Below are 22328 nucleotides of genomic sequence, written 5' to 3'. Positions count from 1 at the left end.
CGTCCCGCCCCTCCGGGGCACCCCACCGAGCCCGTCACAACCGTTCCGAAAGGACACACCCCAATGGATCTCACCGTCACCCGCGACGGTCACGTCACCTCGCCGGCCGGCTTCTCCGCCGCCGCGGTCACCGCCGGCATCAAGCCCTCCGGCAACCCGGACATGGCGATCGTGGTCAACACCGCAGGCTCCGCCGCCGCCGCGCTGTTCACCCGCAACAAGGTCGTCGCCGCGCCGGTCAAGGTCACCCGCGCCGCCGTCGCCGACGGCACGCTGCGCGCCGTGGTCTACAACTCCGGCAACGCCAACGCCTGCAACGGCGTGGCCGGCGACCGTGACGCCGAGGAGATCCAGTCCCGCGCCGCCGCCGCGCTCGATCTCGACGCCGCCGAGGTCGGCGTCTGCTCGACGGGCCTGATCGGCGAGCCGATGCCCATGGCCGAGGTCCGCTCCGGCGTCGACGCGCTCGCCGCGGGGCTGGGCGAGGACGCCGAGCACGGCGCGGCCGCCGCCGGCGCGATCCTGACCACGGACACCTGCAGCAAGGAGGTCCTCGTCTCCGGCGACGGCTGGTCGGTCGCCGGCATGGCCAAGGGCGTGGGCATGATGGCGCCGTCGCTGGCGACCATGCTCGTCTGCCTGACCACCGACGCCGACGTCCCGGCCGCCCGGCTCGACGCCGCCCTGCGCGCCGCCGCCGAGGTCACCTTCGACACCCTCGACGTCGACGGCTCGACCTCCACCAACGACACCGTGGTGGCCATGGCCTCCGGCGCCTCCGGCGTCACCCCCGACGCCGAGACCTTCGACGCCGCCGTGCTCGCCGCCTGCCGCGACCTGGCCGCCCAGCTGCAGGCCGACGCCGAGGGCGTGACCAAGCGCGTGGCCATCACCGTCACCGGCGCGGTCGACGACGGGCAGGCCCGCACCGCCGCCCGCGTGATCGGGCGCGACAACCTGGTCAAGTGCGCCATGTTCGGCTCCGACCCGAACTGGGGCCGCGTGCTCGCCGCCGTCGGCATGGCCCCGGTGGAGATGGACCCCGACCACATCACCGTGACCTTCAACGGCACCCCGGTCTGCGTCGACTCCGCCGGTGCACCCGGCGCGCGCGACGTCGACCTGAGCGGCGCCGACATCGACGTCCAGGTCGACCTCGGCCTGGGCGGTCACGGCCACGGCACCGTGCGCACCACGGACCTCTCCCACGCCTACGTCGAGATCAACTCGGCCTACAGCAGCTAGCAGACAGACAAACCGGAGCAGACAGATGACACCAGCAACTGATTCGGCGGCGGGCACGCAGCCCTCCGCGGGCCAGGCCGCCAGCCGGTGCGCGGCGCTGAGCTCGGCGGACCGCGCCGCGGTGCTAGCCGAGGCGCTGCCGTGGCTGCAGTTCTTCCGCGACAAGATCGTCGTGGTCAAGTACGGCGGCAACGCCATGGTCGACGACGCCCTCAAGGACGCCTTCGCCGAGGACATGGTCTTTCTGCGCACCGTCGGCGCCAAGCCCGTCGTCGTGCACGGCGGAGGGCCCCAGATCTCGGAGATGCTCACCCGCGTCGGCCTCGAGCCCGAGTTCAAGGGCGGCTTCCGCGTGACCACCCCGGAGGTCATGGAGATCGCCCGCATGGTCCTCTTCGGCCACGTCGGCCGCGACCTCGTCGGACGCATCAACTCCCACGGGCCCTACGCCGTGGGCACCTCGGGCGAGGACGCCGGGCTGTTCTCCGCGCGCAAGCGCCTGGTCGACGTCGGCGGCACACCCACCGACATCGGCCTGGTCGGCGACATCGTCGACGTCGACGCCTCCTCGCTGATGGACCTCATCGACGCCGGGCGCATCCCCGTGGTCTCCACGATCGCCCCCGGCGAGCACGGCGAGGTCTACAACGTCAACGCGGACACCGCCGCCGGCGCCCTGGCCGCGGCCCTGGGCGCCGAGCGCATCCTCGTGCTCACCAACGTCGAGGGCCTCTACACCGACTGGCCGAACCACGAGTCGCTGGTCTCCAAGATCCTCGTCTCCGAGCTGCGCGAGACGCTGCCGAAGCTGGACTCCGGGATGATCCCCAAGATGGAGGCCTGCCTGCGGGCCGTGGAGTCCGGCGTCAACGCCGCCCACGTCATCGACGGCCGCGTGCCGCACTCGGTGCTCCTCGAGCTGCTGACCATGGGCGGCGTGGGCACCATGGTGCTGCCCGACGGCTACGACGCCGCCGACTACCCCGACGGCAAGGTCTTCAGGAAGGACGATAACTCATGACGGACACCACCGACACCACGGGCACCACGCTCGCCGGCTGGGACCGCTACCTCATGCACACCTACCCGGTCCCGCCGGTCGAGATCGTCGACGGCCACGGCGCCACGCTGACCACCGCCGACGGCGAGGACCTGGTCGACTTCCTCGGCGGCATCGCCGTCAGCTCGCTCGGCTACGGCAACCGCGAGGTCGCCGACGCGCTCGCCGAGCAGGCCGGGCACTTCACCCACGTGTCCAACCTGCTGGGCAGCCGGCCGGTCGTCGACGTCGCCCGGGGCCTGGTCGAGCGCTTCGTCGCCGCCGGAGCCCCGGCCGAGCCCGGCGCCACCCGCGCCTTCTTCTGCAACTCCGGCACCGAGGCCAACGAGGCCGCCCTCAAGCTCGCCCGCAAGACCGGCAAGACCCGCGTCCTCGCCGCCCACCACGGCTTCCACGGCCGCACCATGGGCGCGCTGTCGATCACCGGCCAGCCGGCCAAGCGCGACATCTTCGCGCCCCTGCCCGGCGGCGCCGAGTTCTACCCCTACGGCGACCTCGACTACCTGCGCGCGCTCATCGAGATGGACCCCGCCGACACCGCGGCGGTCATCCTCGAGCCCGTCCAGGGCGAGACCGGTGTGGTGCCCGCCCCCGAGGGCTTCCTCGCCGGCGTGCGCGAGCTGTGCGACGAGTTCGACCTGCTGATGATCGTCGACGAGGTGCAGACGGGCGTGGGACGCACGGGCACCTTCTTCGCCTTCGAGGACGCCGGCGTGGTCCCCGACGTGGTCACCCTGGCCAAGGGGCTCGGCGCCGGCCTGCCGATCGGCGCCGTGCTCGCCGCAGGCGACGCCGCCGAGCTCTTCCGCCCCGGCGACCACGGCACCACCTTCGGCGGCAACCCCGTCGCCTGCGCGGCCGCGCGGGTCGTCCTCGACACCGTCGACGACGACTTCCTCGCCCAGGTCCGCGCCCGCGGCGAGCGCCTCGCCGCGGCCCTCGGCGAGGTCGAGGGCGTGGCGTCGGTGCGCGGACGCGGACTGATGCGCGCCGCCGTCCTCGAACGCGACGTCGCCAAGCGGACCGTGGAACTGGGACGCACGCACGGCGTCGTCCTCAACGCCCCCGGCGCGGACGTGCTGCGCTTCGTGCCGCCGCTGGTGGTCACCGACGCCGAGATCGACGCCGGGGTGGAGGCCACCGCCGCCGCGCTCGCCGCCGCGCTCGCCGCGGCGGTCGCGGAGGCCGGGGACGGCGGAGCGTCCGGCGGGCCGGACCAGAAGAACTGAGCAGGACCGGGAAGGAAGACATCCACATGACCCAGAACAGCACCGAGACCCCCGCCGTCAGGCACTTCCTGGCCGACGACGACCTCACCCCGGCCGAGCAGGCCGAGGTCCTCGAACTCGCCGCCGCGCTGAAGGCGGAGCCGTACTCGAAGCAGACCTTCGCCGGGCCGCAGTCCGTCGCCGTGCTCTTCGACAAGACCTCCACGCGCACCCGCTTCTCCTTCGACGCCGGTGTGGCGCAGCTCGGCGGGCACGCGATCGTCGTCGAGACGAAGAACGCGCAGATCGGCAAGGGCGAGACCCTGCAGGACACCGCCGCGGTGCTCTCCCGCTTCGTCTCCGCGATCGTCTGGCGCACCTACGCCCAGCAGAACCTCGTCGACATGGCGGAGACCTCCCGAGTGCCCATCGTCAACGCGCTGACCGACGACCTGCACCCCTGCCAAATCCTCGCCGACCTGCAGACCTGCGTGGAGAAGCTGTGCCCCGGGCAGGGCCCGGCCGGCCTGAAGGGGCGCCGCGCGGTCTACCTCGGCGACGGCGCCAACAACATGGCCAACTCGTACCTGATCGGCTTCGCCACCGCGGGCATGGACATCACGGTCTGCGCCCCGGAGGGCTTCCACCCGGCCGAGGAGTTCGTCGCCCGCGCCGAGAAGCGCGCGGCCGAGACCGGCGCGACCGTCGCCGTGACCGCGGACACCGGCTGCGTCGCCGGCGCCGACGTGGTCATCACCGACACCTGGGTGTCGATGGGCCAGGAGAACGACGGGCTCAACCGCGAGGAGATCTTCGTCGACTACCGGGTGACCGAGGAGCTGATGGCCACCGCCGCCGACGACGCCATCTTCCTGCACTGTCTGCCGGCCTACCGCGGCAAGGAGGTCACCTCCGGGGTCATCGACGGCCCGCGGTCGGTCGTCTTCGACGAGGCCGAGAACCGCCTGCACGCCCAGAAGGCGCTGCTGGTCTGGCTGCTCGAGCACCAGCCGGCGGCGGGGGAGCGGGCGTGAGCACCCCGGTGACCCGCACCGCCCGCCAGGCGCGCATCCTCGACATCCTGGGGCGCACCCGCGTGCACAGTCAGGTGCAGCTCTCCGAGCTCCTGCTCGACGAGGGCATCGACATCACGCAGGCGACGCTCTCGCGCGACCTCGACGAGCTGGGCGCGCGCAAGGTGCGCCCGCCCGAGGGCGGCCGGGCCCACTACGCCGTGGGCGGCACCGCCGACGGCGCCGCGGTGGGACCGGCCGGGCCCCGGCAGAAGCTGCGACGCATGCTCGACGAGCTCGTCGCCGGCGTCGACCACTCCGGCCAGACGGCCGTGCTGCGCACCCCGCCCGGGGCGGCGCAGTACCTGGCCAGTTTCATCGACCGCGTCGGCATGCCCGAGGTCGTCGGCTGCATCGCCGGCGACGACACGGTCTTCGTGCTCGCCCGCGAACCCGTCACGGGCGCCGAGCTCGGTGACCTCCTCGCCGGGGGAGCGGACGGCCGCCGCTAGAATGGCAGCGGTCGCCGCAGGCACTTTGAAATCATTGTCCACACGCTAAGGAAAGAGACGAAAGACATGAAGAATCGCGTGGTTCTGGCCTACTCCGGAGGCCTGGACACCTCCGTGGCCATCCCGTACCTGGGCAAGATGCTCGACGCCGACGTGGTCGCCGTCTCCCTGGACCTGGGCCAGGGTGGCGAGGACATGGACTCGGTGCGCCAGCGCGCCCTGGACTGCGGCGCGGTCGAGGCCGTCGTCGTCGACGCCAAGGACGAGTTCGCCGAGGACTACTGCCTGCCCACCGTCAAGGCCAACGGCATGTACATGAAGCAGTACCCGCTGGTCTCCGCGATCTCGCGCCCGCTGATCGTCAACCACCTGGTCCAGGCGGCCAAGGAGCACGGCGGCACGCACGTCGCCCACGGCTGCACCGGCAAGGGCAACGACCAGGTCCGCTTCGAGGTCGGCTTCATGGACACCGCCCCCGAGCTCGAGATCGTCGCCCCGGCGCGTGACTACGCCTGGACCCGCGACAAGGCCATCGCCTTCGCCGAGGAGGTCAAGCTCCCGATCGAGCAGTCCGAGAAGTCCCCGTTCTCCATCGACCAGAACGTCTGGGGCCGCGCCGTGGAGACCGGCTTCCTCGAGGACCTGTGGAACCCGCCGACGAAGGACCTCTACTCCTACACCGAGGACCCGTCGCTGTCCGCCGCCCCGGACGAGCTGATCATCTCCTTCGAGGCCGGCCGCCCGGTCGCCATCGACGGCCGCAAGGTCACCATGCTGCAGGCCATCGAGGAGCTCAACCGCCGCGCCGGCGCCCAGGGCATCGGCCGCCTCGACATGGTCGAGGACCGCCTCGTCGGCATCAAGTCCCGCGAGGTCTACGAGGCCCCGGGTGCGATCGCCCTGATCACCGCCCACGAGGCCCTCGAAGACGTCACCCTCGAGCGCGAGCTCGCCCGCTACAAGCGCCTCGTCGAGGCCCGCTGGTCCGAGGAGGTCTACGACGGCCTCTGGTTCGGCCCGCTCAAGCGCTCCCTGGACGCCTTCATCGAGTCCACCCAGGAGCACGTCACCGGCGACATCCGCATGGTCCTGCACGCCGGCAAGATCACCGTCAACGGCCGTCGTTCGAGCCACTCGCTCTACGACTTCAACCTGGCGACCTACGACACGGGCGACACCTTCGACCAGACCCTGGCCAAGGGCTTCGTCCAGCTGCACGGCCTGTCCAGCAAGATCGCCAACCGTCGCGACCGCGAGGCCCGCTAGAGTGCCGGCCAAGCACGGAACCAACCAGGGAGCCCTGTGGGGCGGCCGCTTCTCCGGCGGCCCCGCCGAGGCGATGAGCGCGCTGAGCGTGTCCACCCACTTCGACTGGGTGCTCGCGCCGTACGACGTGCTCGCCTCCAAGGCGCACGCGCGCGTGCTGCACAACGCCGGGCTGCTCACCGACGACGACTTCGCCACGATGCTCGACGGCCTCGACCGGCTCGGCCGGGACGTCGCCGACGGCACCTTCGGCCCCGAGCCGACCGACGAGGACGTCCACGGCGCCATGGAGCGCGGCCTGATCGACCGCGTCGGCCCCGAGGTCGGCGGCCGGCTGCGTGCCGGGCGTTCGCGCAACGACCAGGTGGCCACGCTGTTCCGCATGTGGCTGCGCGACGCCGTGCGCGACGTCGCCGTCCAGGTCACCGACCTGGTCGCGGCGCTGTCGGGGCAGGCCAAGGCCCACCCGGACGTGATCATGCCGGGCAAGACCCACTTCCAGGCCGCCCAGCCGATCCTGCTGGCGCACTCGCTGCTGGCGCACGCCCAGCCGCTGCTGCGCGACCTGGACCGCATCCGGGACCTGGACGACCGCCTGGCGGTCTCGCCCTACGGCTCCGGCGCGCTGGCCGGAAGCTCGCTGCACCTGGACCCGGACGCGATCGCCGAGGAGCTCGGCTTCGCGTCGGCGGCGGAGAACTCGCTGGACGCCACCGCGTCCCGCGACTTCGCCACCGAGGCCGCGTTCGTGCTCGCCCAGATCGCCGTCGACATGTCCCGCCTGGCCGAGGAGATCATCGCCTGGTCCACCCCGGAGTTCGGCTACGTCACGCTGGCCGACGAGTGGTCGACCGGGTCCTCGATCATGCCGCAGAAGAAGAACCCGGACGTCCCCGAGCTCACGCGCGGCAAGACCGGCCGGCTCATCGGCGACCTCACCGGCCTGATGGCGACCTGCAAGGCGCAGCCGCTGGCCTACAACCGCGACCTGCAGGAGGACAAGGAGCCGGTCATCGACGCCGTCGCCCAGCTCAACCTGCTGCTGCCCGCGATGACGGGCCTGGTGGGCACCCTGACCTTCCACGAGGACCGCATGCGCGAGCTCGCCCCGCGCGGTTTCACCCTGGCCACCGACCTGGCCGAGTGGATGGTCCGCCAGGGTGTGCCCTTCCGCGAGGCCCACGAGGCCTCGGGGCAGTGCGTGCGCATCGCGGAGTCCCGCGGCGTGGACCTGGTAGACCTGACCGACGAGGAGCTCGCGGGCGTCGACCCCCGCCTGACCCCCGAGGTCCGCGAGGTGCTGACCATCGACGGCGCCGTCGCCTCCCGCTCGACCCACGGCGGCACCGCGGGCGTGCGCGTCGCCGAGCAGCGCGAGCGCGTCGACGCCGCCAACGCCGAGGCCCGCAGCTGGGCCGAGACGCCGGTCATCCCCGCCGGGAAGTGACGGCGTGCGGCTGAAGCGCCGCAGCGCGCCGCCCGAGCGCCGGTGAGCGCCCGGGCGGCGGTGAGTGCTTCGCGCACCTGAGAGGGTGTCCCCGTCCGCGGGGGCACCCTCTCCGTCGTTTCGTGCGTTCCTGCTGCAGGACCGGTGCGGCGGCCATGAGCCTTCGGGCATGAATGCCGCCACCGGTGCCGGCGGCACCGGTCCCCGGCGTGCCACGACGGTGATCGGGCCGTCCTGCTCGGCGCCGTGCACCGCGAGGGCCGGGCGGGCCCGCCCCGCCGCGCCGGGCGGGTCACCCCGACCCGCCCCGGACGGTGCCCACGGGTAGTATCTGGGCTCATGAGCCTGGACCCGAAGTTGTTGGACGTGCTGGTGTGCCCGAAGGACAAGGGCCCGCTGGTCTATCTGGACAAGGAGCAGCGTCTGGTCAACGAGCGCCTCGGGATCGCCTATCGCATCGACGAGGGCATCCCCGTCCTGCTCGTCGACGAGGCCGAGGCCTGGCCGCCGGACACGGCGGGGGAGTAGACGCGAGCACCTGACCGACGTTTGACCACGGGAAGAGACGACTAGAGAAGACATGACCGAGAACATCATCGACGAACTGTCCTGGCGCGGGCTGATCAACCAGTCCACCGACCTCGACGAGCTGCGCAAGGCGACCGAGGCCGGCCCGATCACCCTGTACTGCGGCTTCGACCCGACCGGCCCCTCGCTGCACGCGGGCCACCTGGTGCCGCTGCTGATGCTGGCCCGTTTCCAGCGCGCCGGCCACAACCCGCTCGTGCTCGCCGGCGGCGCGACCGGCATGATCGGCGACCCGCGCGACGTCGGCGAGCGCTCGATGAACTCCGCCGAGACCGTCGCCGACTGGGCCGGCCGCATCTCGGGGCAGCTCAAGCGCTTCGTCACCTTCGAGGGCGAGCACGCCGCGAAGCTGGTCAACAACGCGGAGTGGACCAACGAGCTCAACGTCATCCCGTTCCTGCGGGACGTGGGCAAGCACTTCTCGCTGAACACGATGCTCGCCCGCGACACGGTCAAGCGCCGCCTGGACAACGACGGCATCTCCTACACCGAGTTCTCCTACATGCTGCTGCAGGCCAACGACTACCGCGAGCTCAACCACCGGTACGGCTGCACCCTGCAGGTCGGCGGCGGCGACCAGTGGGGCAACCTCGTCGCCGGCGTGGACTACGTCCGCCGCGTCGACGGCACCGCCGTGCACGCGCTGACGGTGCCGCTGGTCACCGACTCCGAGGGCAAGAAGTTCGGCAAGTCCACCGGCGGCGGTTCGCTGTGGCTGGACCCCGAGATGACCAGCCCGTACCGCTGGTACCAGTACTTCATCAACACCGCCGACGCCGACGTGATCCGCTGCCTGCGCTGGTTCACCTTCCTCGGCCGCGAGGAGCTCGCCGAGCTCGAGCGCGAGGTCGAGGAGAACCCGCACAAGCGCGTCGCCCAGCGCACCCTCGCCCGCGAGATGACCAACCTCGTCCACGGCGAGGAGGCGACGAAGGCGGTGGAGCTGGCCAGCCAGGCCCTCTTCGGCCGCGCCGAGCTCGCCGACCTCGACGAGGCGACGCTCGCGTCAGCGGTCGGGGAGACCGAGGTGCTCGAGCTTGACGACGCCGCGCCCCGCACCGCGGTGGATCTCTTCGTCGAGTCCGGGCTCGTCGCCTCCCGCGGCGCTGCGCGCCGCGCGATCAAGGAGGGTGGCGCGTACGTGAACAACGTGCGCGTCGAGAGCGACGACTGGGAGCCCGCCGCCGAGGACTTCCTGCACGGGCGGTGGCTGGTGCTGCGCCGCGGCAAGAAGAACTTCGCGGGAGTGCGTCGAGTTTAATGCTCTGACCAGCCGATTTGGCCCCGGCGACGGAGGTGGGTAACTTATCACCTCGTCGCCGGGGCCGCGGTTATTCCGGGCCCGCAAGCGACAGGAGAGACACCGGGTTGACTTCGAGTCGAGCCCGGGCGTACACTCCAGAATCCGGGCCGCAAGGCAGTGACCGTCCGAGAGGCGGTGGCTACCGGCGTGCTTGTGTTGTGTGAGAACTCGATAGTGTGTTGATGTACTTTTTGTGGTGCGTTTCTTGTGGCTTGTCCGCCGGCACCGCCTGACTGGATGTCAGGGTGGTGTTGGTGTGTGCCGGTGGGGGTTGACCTTCCTGGGCTTGGTTGTCCGAATGAATGGTTTTTACCGGTGGCAGGTTGCTTGGAGTGCATTATTTGTACTTTTGAGTTTTTTCTTGTCAGTTTTTTGTTTGTCAGGTTTCGGGCTTTTCACGGCTCGTTTTTTGCGAATTTTTTGTGGAGAGTTTGATCCTGGCTCAGGACGAACGCTGGCGGCGTGCTTAACACATGCAAGTCGAACGGAAAGGCCAGTGCTTGCACTGGTACTCGAGTGGCGAACGGGTGAGTAACACGTGGGTGATCTGCCCTCAACTCCGGGATAAGCCTGGGAAACTGGGTCTAATACTGGATAGGACCACATCGTGGATGGTGTGGTGGAAAGCGTTTTGCAGCGGTTGGGGATGAGCTCGCGGCCTATCAGCTTGTTGGTGGGGTAATGGCCTACCAAGGCGGCGACGGGTAGCCGGCCTGAGAGGGTGTACGGTCACATTGGGACTGAGATACGGCCCAGACTCCTACGGGAGGCAGCAGTGGGGAATATTGCACAATGGGCGCAAGCCTGATGCAGCGACGCCGCGTGGGGGATGACGGCCTTCGGGTTGTAAACCTCTTTCGACCGTGACGAAGCCTTTGGTGACGGTAGCGGTAGAAGAAGCACCGGCTAACTACGTGCCAGCAGCCGCGGTAATACGTAGGGTGCGAGCGTTGTCCGGATTTACTGGGCGTAAAGGGCTCGTAGGTGGTTTGTCGCGTCGTCTGTGAAATTCCGGGGCTCAACTCCGGGCGTGCAGGCGATACGGGCATAACTTGAGTACTGCAGGGGTAACTGGAATTCCTGGTGTAGCGGTGGAATGCGCAGATATCAGGAGGAACACCGATGGCGAAGGCAGGTTACTGGGCAGTTACTGACGCTGAGGAGCGAAAGCATGGGTAGCGAACAGGATTAGATACCCTGGTAGTCCATGCTGTCAACGGTGGGCGCTAGGTGTGAGACCCTTCCACGGGTTTTGTGCCGTAGCTAACGTTTTAAGCGCCCCGCCTGGGGAGTACGGCCGCAAGGCTAAAACTCAAAGGAATTGACGGGGGCCCGCACAAGCGGCGGAGCATGTGGATTAATTCGATGCAACGCGAAGAACCTTACCTGGGTTTGACATACACCGGATCGCCCCGGAGACGGGGTTTCCCTTTGTGGTCGGTGTACAGGTGGTGCATGGTTGTCGTCAGCTCGTGTCGTGAGATGTTGGGTTAAGTCCCGCAACGAGCGCAACCCTTGTCCTGTGTTGCCAGCACATTGTGGTGGGGACTCACGGGAGACTGCCGGGGTGAACTCGGAGGAAGGTGGGGATGACGTCAAATCATCATGCCCCTTATGTCCAGGGCTTCACACATGCTACAATGGTCGGTACAACAGGTTGCGATACCGTGAGGTGGAGCTAATCCTTTTTAAAGCCGGCCTCAGTTCGGATTGGGGTCTGCAACTCGACCCCATGAAGTCGGAGTCGCTAGTAATCGCAGATCAGCATTGCTGCGGTGAATACGTTCCCGGGCCTTGTACACACCGCCCGTCACGTCATGAAAGTCGGTAACACCCGAAGCCCACGGCCCAACCTTTTAAGGGGGGAGTGGTCGAAGGTGGGATCGGCGATTGGGACGAAGTCGTAACAAGGTAGCCGTACCGGAAGGTGCGGCTGGATCACCTCCTTTCTAAGGAGTATTTCTAATTTTTCTGAAATCCGGGTGGACGCACGCCACATTGGCGGCGGACAACGGCCACAGACAATGAAACGTCCACAGAGCCCACACCGTTCCAGTACGGGGTGGAGCAGAAGTCATCAGCGCACTGTCGGGTGTCTGGCACGACACCGCACACACCAGTTCGTCTGGTGTCGCGTGGTTCGTGTGCGGCACGGTGACGCCGGCCGGGACGATTCGTTCCTTGGTCTGGTCGCTGCCGTGTGTGGTGTGTGAGAACTGGAGAGTGGACGCGAGCATCTTATTTTTCTTGTTGTTGTTCGAATTTTTTGCCTTTTTGGTTATTCGATTCGTGTTTGTCTAGTGGCGCACGGTGGATGCCTTGGCATGCTGGGCCGATGAAGGACGTGTGAGGCTGCGTTAAGCCTCGGGGAGTTGTCAACTAAGCGTTGATCCGAGGATGTCCGAATGGGGAAACCCGGCCGTCGTTGTTGGCGGTCACCTGCCGGTGAATGTATAGCCGGTCGGGAGGTAAGGCGGGGAAGTGAAACATCTCAGTACCCGTTGGAGAAGAAAACAATTGTGATTCCGTGAGTAGTGGCGAACGAAAGTGGATTTTTGGCTAAACCTGTCCGCGTGTGACACCGTTTCCGGGGTTGCGTGGCAGGGGTTGTGGGCTTGGAACGTGTCGGTGCGGTAACCGCCGGCGGATGGATGTGTGTGGTAAGCGGAACCGGCTTGGAATGGTCGACCGGAGTAGGTGAGAGTCCTGTACGCGAATGCCACGGGCGTTGTCTTGTTCTTGTTTGCCCGAGTAGCAGCGGGCTCGTGGAATCTGCTGTGAATCTGCCGGGACCACCCGGTAAGCCTGAATACCCAGTGTGACCGATAGTGGATAGTACCGTGAGGGAATGGTGAAAAGTACCCCGGGAGGGGAGTGAAATAGTTCCTGAAACCGTGCGCTGTCAAGCCGTCAGAGCCCTTTAAGGGGTGATGGCGTGCCTTTTGAAGAATGAGCCTGCGAGTCAGCGGCACGTCGCGAGGTTAACCCGATGGTGGGGTAGTCGTAGCGAAAGCGAGTTTTTATGGGCGTTTAGTGGCGTGTCCTGGACCCGAAGCGGGGTGATCTACCCATGGCCAGTGTGAAGCGACGGTAAGACGTCGTGGAGGCGCGCACCCACTTAGGTTGAAAACTGAGGGGATGAGCTGTGGGTAGGGGTGAAAGGCCAATCAAACTCCGTGATAGCTGGTTCTCCCCGAAATGCATTTAGGTGCAGCGTCGAAGTGAGCGTGCCGGAGGTAGAGCTACTGGTTGGTTGAGCGGGATTATCGTCTTAGCAACATCAGCCAAACTCCGAATGCCGGTGTACGTGTTCTTCGGCAGTGAGACCGTGGGGGATAAGCTCCATTGGTCGAGAGGGAAACAGCCCAGATCGCCGGTTAAGGCCCCTAAGGGTGTGCTCAGTGGAAAAGGATGTGGGATCGCGAAGACAGCCAGGAGGTTGGCTTAGAAGCAGCCATCCTTGAAAGAGTGCGTAATAGCTCACTGGTCGAGTGGTCCTGCGCCGACAATTCAGTGGGGCTCAAGTACACCGCCGAAACCGCGGCAGACTTTTTTGTCTGGGTAGGGGAGCGTCGTGCACGCGTTGAAGCGTCCGGGTGACCGTGTCGTGGAGTGTGTGCGAGTGAGAATGCAGGCATGAGTAACGAATCTGGCAGGTGAGAATCCTGCCCGCCGGATGACCAAGGGTTCCTGGGTCAAGTTCGTCTTCCCAGGGTGAGTCGGGACCTAAGGCGAGGCCGACAGGCGTAGTCGATGGTAAACGGGTTGATATTCCCGTACCCGAGTGTGCGCGCCCAGTGGTGAGCCGGGGATACTAACCATCCGGTCGGTGCCTTTTTGTCCACTTCGCCTTCGGGTGTTGTGGCGTGGTACCGGTCGCGTGGGGCCTGATCCGTAGTAGCCAAGTGATGGGGTGACGCAGGAGGGCAGCCACGCCGTGTTGTTGGATTGCGCGGTGTAAGCGGTGAGAGGCTCCGGTGAGGTAAATCCCGCCGGAGGATAACCTTGGGCCGTGAAGCGTAGACACGTATTCGTGTTGATGGTGGTGTGCTCATGCTGCCGAGAAAAGCCTCTAGCGAGTGCACATTCGGCCCGTACCCTAAACCGACACTGGTGGTCAGGTAGAGGAGACTAAGGCGTTCGGGTGAACTGTAGTTAAGGAATTCGGCAAATTGCCCCCGTAACTTCGGGAGAAGGGGGGCCACACCGTGGTTGGTGTGGCCGCAGTGACAAGAGGGAAGCGACTGTTTACTAAAAACACAGGTCCGTGCGAAGACTTCACGTTGATGTATACGGACTGACGCCTGCCCGGTGCTGGAAGGTTAAGAGGACCTGTTAGACCCTTTGGGGTCGAAGCGGAGAATTTAAGCCCCAGTAAACGGCGGTGGTAACTATAACCATCCTAAGGTAGCGAAATTCCTTGTCGGGTAAGTTCCGACCTGCACGAATGGCGTAACGACTTCCCTGCTGTCTCAACTACAGGCCCGGTGAAATTGCACTACGAGTAAAGATGCTCGTTACGCGCGGCAGGACGAAAAGACCCCGGGACCTTCACTATAGCTTGGCATTGGTGTCCGGTCCGGTTTGTGTAGAATAGGTGGGAGATTGTGATCCGGCATCGCCAGGTGTCGGGGAGTCGTAATGTGAAATACCACTCTGACCGGGTTGGCCACCTTGAACCTTGGCCCATGATCTGGGTCGGGGACAGTGCCTGGTGGGTAGTTTAACTGGGGCGGTTGCCTCCTAAATGGTAACGGAGGCGCCCAAAGGTTCCCTCAGCCTGGTCGGTAACCAGGTTTTAGAGTGTAAGTGCACAAGGGAGCTTGACTGCGAGAGGGACTTCTCGAGCAGGGACGAAAGTCGGGACTAGTGATCCGGCACCTACTTGTGGATATGGTGTCGCTCAACGGATAAAAGGTACCCCGGGGATAACAGGCTGATCTTCCCCAAGAGTCCATATCGACGGGATGGTTTGGCACCTCGATGTCGGCTCGTCGCATCCTGGGGCTGGAGCAGGTCCCAAGGGTTGGGCTGTTCGCCCATTAAAGCGGCACGCGAGCTGGGTTTAGAACGTCGTGAGACAGTTCGGTCTCTATCCGCCGCGCGCGTGGAAACTTGATGGAAGGCTGTCCCTAGTACGAGAGGACCGGGACGGACGTACCTCTGGTGTGCCAGTTGTCCCGCCCGGGGCATGGCTGGTTGGCTACGTACGGGAAGGATAACCGCTGAAAGCATCTAAGCGGGAAGCCTGTTCCAAGATGAGGTTTCATTTGAGGTCCCCTGTAGATGACGGGGTTGATAGGCCGGATCTGGAAGCATCGTAAGGTGTGGAGGTGACCGGTACTAATCCGCCGAACAAACACAAACACAATGACAGGTGATCCTGTTGCTCGCGTCCCACTCTCCGGTATCTGACACGCCACACGGGCCACTGGTTTCGGCCCGCCGGTTACAGGTCGTGTCGGTGGTTATAGTGGCGGGGAAACGCCCGGTCCCATTCCGAACCCGGAAGCTAAGCCCGCCAACGCTGATGGTACTGCACTCGGGAGGGTGTGGGAGAGTAAGTCACCGCCGACACCACAACTCAAAACAATCAAACAGTGGATGCTCAAGGCACGGGGTGAGGGAGAAGGACAGTTGAAGTCCTCTTCTTCGCTCCGTGCCTTTTGCGCGCGTAGACTCCGGTTCGACCGGCCCAGACATACGGAAGTGATGGTGCACCGATGGACGACGATCGTCACGGCAAGGACGGACGCCGAGGCGGCGGCCGTCGCGACAACGACGGGCAGCGTCGCAACTCCCGCGACGCCCGCGGGGGACACCGCGGCAACGGCGGTGGACGCGGCGGTCACGGTCGCGGCCGCAACGACCGCAACGAGCGGGGCGGCCAGCGCGGCCGTAGCGGCCGGGGCGGCCAGAACCGTCGCGGCGGCAAGGGCCACGCCCAGCGTGCCGGCCGCGAGCGCGACCGCGCCGGCCTGAACCCGCAGCGCCCCGGCTTCCGCGAGGAGCGGTTGAACAACCGCATGAACGAGCCGGAGATCCCCTCCGACGTCGACATCCAGGACCTCGACCCGATGGTGCTCCAGGACCTCAAGGTGCTCTCCAAGCAGAACGCCGAGAAGGTCGCCCAGCACCTCGCGGCAGCCGCCATCCTCATGGACGAGTCGCCGCGGCGCGCCCTCGAGCACGCCCGCGCCGCGAAGGACCGCGCCGGCCGTGTGGCCGTCACCCGCGAGACCAACGGCATCGCCGCCTACCGCGCCGGTGAGTGGCACGAGGCGCTCTCCGAGCTGCGCGCCGCCCGCCGCATGAGCGGCGGCCCCGGCCTGCTCGCCGTCATGGCCGACTGCGAGCGCGGCCTGGGCCGCCCCGAGCGCGCCCTCGAGCTCGCCCGTGGCGAGGACGCCCAGAAGCTCGACCACGACTCCGCCATCGAGCTGGCCATCGTCGCCGCCGGCGCCCGCGCCGACATGGGCGACCACGACTCCGCCGTGACCACCATCGAGGCCGCCGGCCCCGACAAGAAGGCCAAGGGCCCCGAGGCCGCGCGCCTCAGCTACGCCTACGCGGACGCGCTGCTCAGCGTCGACCGCCGCGCCGAGGCCCGCGAGTGGTTCCTCGCCGCCCGCCGCCAGGACGAGTTCGGCGTCACCGACGTCGAGGACCGGCTTGCCGAGCTCGACCGTGGCGGGGTGGAGTAGCCCGCGATGACCCTCGCCGAGAACTACGACGCCCTCCTGCTCGACCTCGACGGCACCGTCTGGGAGGGCGGCGACGCCATTCCCGGGGCAGTCGAGGCCATCACGGCCTCCGGGCTCACGGACGTCTACGTCACCAACAACGCCTCCCGCGCGCCCGAGACCGTTGCCGAGATGCTCCGCGCCATCGGACTGGACGCGACTTCCGAGAAGATCGTGACCTCCGCCCAGGCCGCCGTGGAGCTCGCCCGAGCCGAGCTCGAGCCGGGCACCCCGGTGCTCGTCCTCGGTGCCGACACCCTGCGCGAGCTCGCCACCGACGCCGGCCTCACGGTCGTCGACTCCGCCGACGCGCACCCCGGCGCCGTGCTGCAGGGCCACGACCCGCGCACCGGCTGGGAGCAGCTCTCCGAGGCCGCCCTGGCCATCCACGCCGGCGCGCGCTTCATCGCCACCAACCTCGACACCACGCTGCCCATGCAGCGCGGCCTGATGGTCGGCAACGGCTCGATGGTCGCCGCCGTCGTCTCGGCCACCGGTGTCACCCCGCTGTCCGCCGGCAAGCCCGAGGCCGCGATGTTCGACGTTGGCGCCCGGCGCTTCGGGGCAAAGCGTCCCCTGGCCGTCGGCGACCGCCTCAACACCGACATCCAGGGCGGCAACGCCGCCGGCCTGGACACCCTCCAGGTGCTCACCGGCGTCTCCGGCGCCGCCGAGCTGCTCGCCGCCCCGCCCGAGCAGCGCCCGACCTACATCGCCGACGACATGTCCGGGCTCTTCGCTGAGCCCGCCGACCTCGAGGTCGGCGCCCAGGGCGGTTTCACCGCCGACGTCGCGGACGGCACCGTCGTCCTGCGCGGCGGCGACGTCGACTCGACGCCCACGCAGGGGCTGCGCACCGTGCTCGCCGCCGCCTGGCGCGCCGCCGACGCCGGCGAGCCCGCGACCGTCGTGCGCGCCGAGGGCACCCACGCCGAGCGCGCCGCCGAGGGGTGGCGTCCGTGACGCCGGCGCCCGTCCCGCACGACCCGACGGCGACCCGGGTGCGCCCGGAGGAGGTGCGCGCGGGCGTCGGAAATCTCCTGCGCCGCGCCGACGCCGCCGAGAACGCGGACGCCGAGGCCGCGCACCTCGAGGAGGCGCACGCGCTGCTGCAGGCCGCGCTCAAGGACCAGCCGCACCGCGGCGCAGAGGAGGAGGCACATGCCCGCCCGTAGACGCCTCGACGCCGAGCTCGTGCGCCGCAAGATCGCCCGCTCCCGCGAGCAGGCCGTCACCATGATCAAGGAGGGCCGGGTCAGCGTCAACGGCCTGCCCGCCACCAAGCCCGCCACCCAGGTCACCCCGGAGGTCTCCGTGCGCGTCACGGAGGCCGAGGAGGACCGCTGGGCCTCGCGCGGCGCGCACAAGCTGCTCGGGGCGCTCGAGGCCTTCGAGCCGCGGGGGCTGCGCCTGAAGGACCGCCGCGTCCTCGACGCGGGTGCCTCCACCGGCGGCTTCACCGACGTCGCGCTCGACCGCGGCGCCCGCGAGGTCGTCGCCGTCGACGTCGGCTACGGACAGCTGATCTGGCGCCTCCAGGACGACGAGCGCGTGCGCGTGCTCGACCGCACGAACATCCGCTTCCTCGACCTCGAGCAGACCGGCGGGCCCTGCGACGTGATGGTCGGCGACCTGTCCTTCATCTCGCTGAAGCTCACACTGCCGGCGATTGCGAAGGTCATGGCCCCGGGCGCGGACCTGCTGCCCATGGTCAAGCCGCAGTTCGAGGTGGGCAAGGACCGCCTCGGCCACGGCGGCGTGGTCCGCTCGCCGGAGCTGCGCGCCGAGGTCACCGCCGACGTCGCCGCGGCCGCCGCCGGGCTGGGGCTGAGCCTGCGCGGTGTGGTCGCCTCGCCGCTGCCCGGGCCGAGCGGGAACGTAGAATACTTCCTGTGGCTGGTCAACGACGCCGGGGCGAGCGCCCCGGGCGCCGCGGAGACCGCCGAGATGATCCGCACCGCCGTCGAGGAGGGACCTCAATGACCGCACCCGCCCACGACCGCGAGGTCCTGCTCGTCCCGCACGTGGGGCGGCGCAGCAACCTCGAGGCCGCCGCGCGGGTCGCCGAGCTGCTCGAGGCCGGCGGCGTGCGGGTGCGCACCCTCGAACTCGACGACGCCGAGCCGCTCGAGGAGGAGCCCGCCCTGGCGCGCCTGCCGCGCTACCCGGCCGCCGAGGCCGGTGAGGGCGTCGAGCTCGTGCTCGTGCTCGGCGGCGACGGCACCTTCCTGCGCGCAGCCGACCTGGCGCACGCCGCCGACCTGCCCGTGCTCGGCATCAACCTCGGCCACGTCGGCTTCCTCGCCGAGTGGGACGCCGAGTCCCTCGAGCTGGCCGCCCAGCGCGTCATCGACCGCGACTACCGCGTCGAGGACCGCATGACCGTCGACGTGCGCGTGCTCGACGAGAACCTCGAGACCATCGACACCGGTTGGGCGCTCAACGAGGTCAGCGTGGAGAACCTCAACCGCCGCGGCGTGCTCGACGCCGTCCTCGAGGTCGACGGCCGGCCGGTCAGCTCCTTCGGCTGCGACGGTGTGCTCATCTCCACGCCCACCGGCTCGACGGCCTACGCCTTCTCCGCCGGCGGCCCCGTGCTGTGGCCCGAGCTCGACGCGCTGCTCGTCGTGCTCAACAACGCCCACGCGCTGTTCACCAAGCCGCTGGTGGTCAGCCCCTGGTCGACCGTCGCCGTCGAGTCCGCCCGCGGCGCGACGCCGGCGCTGGCCGTCATGGACGGCTTCCGGCCGGTGGCCATGCCGCCGGGCTCGCGCGTCGAGGTCGTGCGCGGCCGCCGCCCGGTGCGCTGGGTGCGCCTCGACGACCGGCCGTTCACCGACCGGCTCGTGACCAAGCTGCACCTGCCCGTCGAGGGCTGGCGCGGCCCCAACCCGCGACGCACGAGTCACTGAGCGCGCGGCGCTAGGGTAGGGCCCATGCTCGCCGACATCACCATCGAGAACCTGGGCGCGATCCCGCGCGCCGGCGCGGAGTTCTCGCCGGGCCTGACCGTGCTCACCGGCGAGACCGGTGCGGGCAAGACCATGGTGGTCACCGGCCTGCGCCTGCTCGCCGGCGGGCGTGCCGACGCCTCGCGCATCCGCACCGGCCAGAAGCGCGCCACCGTCGAGGGCCGCTTCTCGCGGGAGGGCATGCCCGGGGACATCGCCGCGGCCGCCGACGCCGTGGTCGCCGAGGCCGGCGGGCGCGACGACGAGAACGGCGACTGGCTGGCCTCCCGCGCGGTCAGCGTGACCGCCGACGGCGCCGGGCGCTCCCGCGCGCACCTGGGCGGGCGCAGCGTGCCCGCCGGGACCCTGGCCGACTTCGCCTCCGGCGTGCTGGCCATCCACGGCCAGCACGATCAGCTGCGCCTGCTCTCCGCCGACGAGCAACTCGCCGCCCTCGACCGCTTCGACCCGGCCATCGCGCCCCTGGCGGAGGCCTACGCGCGCGCCTACCGCGAGCACCGCCGCCTGGCCAGGGATCTCGCCGAGCGCACCGGGAAGCGCCGCGAGCTGGCCCAGGAGGTCGACCGCCTGCGCTTCGCCCTCGACGAGATCGACAAGGTCGCCCCCGAGGCCGGGGAGGACGACGAGCTGATCGCGCAGATCCGCCGGCTGCAGGACGTCGACGCCCTTCGCGAGTCCGCCTCGGGTGCGCTCGGGCTCATCGACGGCGCCGAGGCGCTGGGCGGCTACGACGACTCGACCGCCGAGCCCGCCGCCGTCGCCCTCGGACGCGCCGCGAGCACGCTGACCGGCTCCGGCGACGAGCAGCTCGCCGCGCTCGGCCGCCGGCTCGCCGCCGTGACCACGGAGCTCTCCGAGGTCAGCGCGGAGCTCGGCGGCTACCTCGGCGAGCTCGACGCCGACCCCGAGGCCCTCGAGCACGCCCTGCTGCGCCAGCAGGAGCTCAAGACCCTCACGCGCAAGTACGCCCCCGACGCCGCCGGCGTGCTCGCCTGGCGCGACAAGGCCGCCGCCCGCCTGGAGCGCATCGACGTCTCCTCCGACGCCGTCGAGAAGCTCACCGCCGCCGTGACGGCCGCGAAGAAGGAGCTTGACGACGCCGCGCGCGCCCTCACCGACGCGCGCACGGGTGCGGCGTCCGGCCTGGGCGAGGCCGTCTCCGCTGAGCTCGCGGGCCTCGCCATGGGCGACGCGCGGCTCACCGTCGAGGTGCGCCCGGCCACGCCCGGCCCGCGCGGGGCCGACGAGGTCGAGCTCATGCTCGCCCCGGCCGCCGACGCCGCCGCCCGGCCCCTGGCCCAGTCCGCCTCCGGCGGCGAGCTCTCGCGCGTCATGCTCGCCCTCGAGGTGATCCTGGCCGGCGAGAGCGGCGGTACCACGCTCGTCTTCGACGAGGTCGACTCCGGGGTGGGCGGACACGCCGCCGCCGAGATCGGCCGGCGCCTGGCCCGGCTCAGCCGCAGCCACCAGGTCATCGTGGTCACCCACCTGCCCCAGGTCGCCGCCTACGCGGACACCCACCTGCACGTCGAGAAGGCGACCGCCGACTCCTCCGAGGTCACCGACCTGACCGGGGAGCGCCGGGTCGCCGAGCTGGCACGCATGCTCGCCGGCCTGGCCGACACCGACACCGGCCGCGCCCACGCCGCAGAGCTCCTCGAGCGCGCGCAGGCCGAGGTCGCCGCGATGGGGGACTGAGGCCGCCGGCGACGCACCGAACGGCGCGCCTCCGCCACGCCGGGGGACCGGCGGGACAGAATATGGCCCATGAGTCTGTTCTCCCGCACCGACGACCTGCCCGGCATCCACGGCACGGTCCGTGACCTGACCGGAGCGGCCCTGGCCAAGGGGCTGAAGAAGTTCTCCGACGGCGACATCGCCGTCGTCGACGCCCCCGACATCTCCAGGCCGGCGGCCCAGCAGCTCATCGACCTGCGCCCGGCCGCCGTGGTCAACATCGCCCGGTTCAGCACCGGTGCGGTGCCGAACTTCGGCCCGCAGATGCTCATCGACGCCGAGATCCCCGTCTTCGAGGACCTGGGCGCCGAGGCGCACGCGAAGCTGCGCGGCGGCAAGAAGGGCCGCGTGACCGAGGACGGCGAGCTCTTCCTCGGCAGCGACGCCGTGGGCACCGCCGCCCCCGTCGACGCCGCGGCCGCCGAGTCCCGCTTCAACGAGGCGCAGCGCAACCTCGTCGAGCACATGGAGGCGTTCTTCGGCAACACCATCCAGTTCATCCACTCCGAGGCCCCGCTGCTCATCGACGGGCTCGGCATCCCGGACACCGGCGCCTCCGTCAAGGGCCGCAAGGTCGTCGTGGTCAGCCCCGGTGCGGACCACGCGGAACAGCTCAAGGGCCTGCGCAACTTCATCCGCGAGTACGACCCGGTGCTCATCGGCGTCGACGCCGCCGCCGACACCCTGGTGCGCGAGGGCTACACCCCGGACCTGATCGTGGGCAACCCCGCCGGCATCGAGTCCGAGACCCTGCGCAGCGGCGCCAGCGTGGTGCTGCCCGCCGAGCCCGACGGCCACGCCGCCGGCCTCGAGCGCATCCAGGACCTCGGCATCGGCGCGATGACCTTCCCGTCGGCCACCGACTCGGCGACCGACCTCGCCCTGCTGCTGGCCGAGTACCACGGCGCCGAGCTGGTGGTCAACGCCGGCGCCCCGCTGGACCTCGACGCGATCTTCGCCGACCGCCCGGAGGCCACCCCGGCCGCGCTGCTGACCCGCTCGAAGGTCGGCGCCCGCCTCATCGACGCCGAGGCCGTCATCGACCTCTACCACGTGCCCTCCGGCCGCGGCACGGCCTGGCTGTGGGCGATCCTGGGCATCCTGGTCGCCGTCGCGGTCGTCGTGCTCGTCGCGGGCACCGCGGGGGACGGCGGGTTCACCGAGAACCTGATCGACACCTGGAACAACATCGCGCTGACCGTCCAGAGCTGGTTCAAGTAAGGAGCCGAGGAAA

General features: G+C 69.0%; 16 protein-coding genes and 3 rRNA genes. All 19 read left to right on the top strand.

All coding sequences use genetic code 11. The annotated features are described in order from the left end of the window. Positions 1-63: 63 nt before the first annotated feature. The 19 genes from argJ (at position 64) to steA (ending at position 22315) form a co-directional block, all read left to right on the top strand. On the top strand, positions 64-1245 hold the full coding sequence (argJ, locus tag CFRA_RS06150; RefSeq protein WP_075663899.1) for a bifunctional glutamate N-acetyltransferase/amino-acid acetyltransferase ArgJ: 1182 nt from the start codon (positions 64-66) through the stop codon (positions 1243-1245). 25 nt (positions 1246-1270) lie between these two features. Next, complete coding sequence (gene argB, locus CFRA_RS06145) at positions 1271-2266, top strand: acetylglutamate kinase (protein WP_083666875.1); 996 nt, start codon at positions 1271-1273, stop codon at positions 2264-2266. After that, positions 2263-3534, top strand: a complete 1272-nt coding sequence (locus tag CFRA_RS06140) for an acetylornithine transaminase (RefSeq protein ID WP_075663898.1) — start codon at positions 2263-2265, stop codon at positions 3532-3534. Before argB ends, CFRA_RS06140 begins: the two co-directional genes overlap by 4 nt. A gap of 26 nt (positions 3535-3560) precedes the next feature. After that, positions 3561-4547 carry an ornithine carbamoyltransferase gene (gene argF / locus CFRA_RS06135; protein ID WP_075663897.1) on the top strand — a complete coding sequence of 329 codons (987 nt, stop codon included), beginning with the start codon at positions 3561-3563 and terminating at the stop codon, positions 4545-4547. Continuing rightward, entirely contained in the window at positions 4544-5038 is a 495-nt protein-coding gene (locus CFRA_RS06130) for an arginine repressor (RefSeq protein WP_075663896.1), read from the top strand. Before argF ends, CFRA_RS06130 begins: the two co-directional genes overlap by 4 nt. 66 nt (positions 5039-5104) lie before the next feature. Further along, positions 5105-6304: an argininosuccinate synthase gene (locus CFRA_RS06125; RefSeq protein ID WP_075663895.1), complete on the top strand. Its 1200-nt coding sequence runs from the start codon at positions 5105-5107 to the stop codon at positions 6302-6304. A gap of 1 nt (position 6305) precedes the next feature. Further along, a complete protein-coding gene (gene argH, locus CFRA_RS06120) occupies positions 6306-7751 on the top strand; it encodes an argininosuccinate lyase (protein WP_075663894.1) in 1446 nt (481 codons plus the stop codon). Positions 7752-8090: 339 nt separating this feature from the next. Further along, positions 8091-8279, top strand: a complete 189-nt coding sequence (locus tag CFRA_RS06115; RefSeq protein WP_075663893.1) for a Trm112 family protein — start codon at positions 8091-8093, stop codon at positions 8277-8279. Between the two features lie 52 nt (positions 8280-8331). Beyond that, positions 8332-9600 (top strand): tyrosine--tRNA ligase, encoded by a 1269-nt coding sequence (tyrS, locus tag CFRA_RS06110; RefSeq protein WP_075663892.1) that lies wholly within the window; start codon positions 8332-8334, stop codon positions 9598-9600. Positions 9601-10061: 461 nt separating this feature from the next. After that, positions 10062-11591, top strand: a 16S ribosomal RNA gene (locus tag CFRA_RS06105). 338 nt (positions 11592-11929) lie between these two features. Further along, positions 11930-15009: ribosomal RNA gene (locus CFRA_RS06100) — 23S ribosomal RNA — on the top strand. 93 nt (positions 15010-15102) lie between these two features. After that, positions 15103-15219, top strand: a 5S ribosomal RNA gene (gene rrf / locus CFRA_RS06095). Together the 16S, 23S and 5S rRNA genes form the textbook arrangement of a ribosomal RNA operon. A gap of 146 nt (positions 15220-15365) precedes the next feature. Then, the gene (locus CFRA_RS06090) at positions 15366-16346 is read left to right on the top strand and encodes a tetratricopeptide repeat protein (RefSeq protein ID WP_156887975.1); all 981 of its coding nucleotides are present in this window, start codon (positions 15366-15368) and stop codon (positions 16344-16346) included. A gap of 6 nt (positions 16347-16352) precedes the next feature. Beyond that, positions 16353-17348, top strand: a complete 996-nt coding sequence (locus tag CFRA_RS06085; protein WP_075663891.1) for an HAD-IIA family hydrolase — start codon at positions 16353-16355, stop codon at positions 17346-17348. Continuing rightward, on the top strand, positions 17345-17560 hold the full coding sequence (locus CFRA_RS06080) for a hypothetical protein (RefSeq protein ID WP_075663890.1): 216 nt from the start codon (positions 17345-17347) through the stop codon (positions 17558-17560). Before CFRA_RS06085 ends, CFRA_RS06080 begins: the two co-directional genes overlap by 4 nt. Beyond that, the gene (locus CFRA_RS06075) at positions 17547-18368 is read left to right on the top strand and encodes a TlyA family RNA methyltransferase (RefSeq protein ID WP_075663889.1); all 822 of its coding nucleotides are present in this window, start codon (positions 17547-17549) and stop codon (positions 18366-18368) included. Before CFRA_RS06080 ends, CFRA_RS06075 begins: the two co-directional genes overlap by 14 nt. Next, the gene (locus CFRA_RS06070) at positions 18365-19297 is read left to right on the top strand and encodes an NAD kinase (protein WP_075663888.1); all 933 of its coding nucleotides are present in this window, start codon (positions 18365-18367) and stop codon (positions 19295-19297) included. Before CFRA_RS06075 ends, CFRA_RS06070 begins: the two co-directional genes overlap by 4 nt. 24 nt (positions 19298-19321) lie before the next feature. Continuing rightward, entirely contained in the window at positions 19322-21055 is a 1734-nt protein-coding gene (gene recN, locus CFRA_RS06065; RefSeq protein ID WP_075663887.1) for a DNA repair protein RecN, read from the top strand. Between the two features lie 60 nt (positions 21056-21115). Next, entirely contained in the window at positions 21116-22315 is a 1200-nt protein-coding gene (gene steA / locus CFRA_RS06060; RefSeq protein WP_156887974.1) for a putative cytokinetic ring protein SteA, read from the top strand. Positions 22316-22328: the final 13 nt, after the last annotated feature.

Source organism: Corynebacterium frankenforstense DSM 45800 (assembly GCF_001941485.1).
Classification (GTDB): Bacteria; Actinomycetota; Actinomycetes; order Mycobacteriales; family Mycobacteriaceae; genus Corynebacterium; species Corynebacterium frankenforstense.
Note: the sequence above shows the minus strand (reverse complement) of the source record. Positions and strands in the feature narration are given on the sequence as shown.

Excerpts from the sequence above, each read along its gene's own strand:
- argB (WP_083666875.1), top strand. The coding sequence starts at position 1,271 with ATGACACCAGCAACTGATTCGGCGGCGGGCACGCAGCCCTCCGCGGGC.
- argJ (WP_075663899.1), top strand. The coding sequence starts at position 64 with ATGGATCTCACCGTCACCCGCGACGGTCACGTCACCTCGCCGGCCGGC.
- CFRA_RS06090 (WP_156887975.1), top strand. The coding sequence starts at position 15,366 with ATGGACGACGATCGTCACGGCAAGGACGGACGCCGAGGCGGCGGCCGT.
- argF (WP_075663897.1), top strand. The coding sequence starts at position 3,561 with ATGACCCAGAACAGCACCGAGACCCCCGCCGTCAGGCACTTCCTGGCC.
- tyrS (WP_075663892.1), top strand. The coding sequence starts at position 8,332 with ATGACCGAGAACATCATCGACGAACTGTCCTGGCGCGGGCTGATCAAC.
- CFRA_RS06115 (WP_075663893.1), top strand. The coding sequence starts at position 8,091 with ATGAGCCTGGACCCGAAGTTGTTGGACGTGCTGGTGTGCCCGAAGGAC.
- CFRA_RS06070 (WP_075663888.1), top strand. The coding sequence starts at position 18,365 with ATGACCGCACCCGCCCACGACCGCGAGGTCCTGCTCGTCCCGCACGTG.
- CFRA_RS06125 (WP_075663895.1), top strand. The coding sequence starts at position 5,105 with ATGAAGAATCGCGTGGTTCTGGCCTACTCCGGAGGCCTGGACACCTCC.
- CFRA_RS06085 (WP_075663891.1), top strand. The coding sequence starts at position 16,353 with ATGACCCTCGCCGAGAACTACGACGCCCTCCTGCTCGACCTCGACGGC.
- CFRA_RS06075 (WP_075663889.1), top strand. The coding sequence starts at position 17,547 with ATGCCCGCCCGTAGACGCCTCGACGCCGAGCTCGTGCGCCGCAAGATC.
- recN (WP_075663887.1), top strand. The coding sequence starts at position 19,322 with ATGCTCGCCGACATCACCATCGAGAACCTGGGCGCGATCCCGCGCGCC.
- CFRA_RS06140 (WP_075663898.1), top strand. The coding sequence starts at position 2,263 with ATGACGGACACCACCGACACCACGGGCACCACGCTCGCCGGCTGGGAC.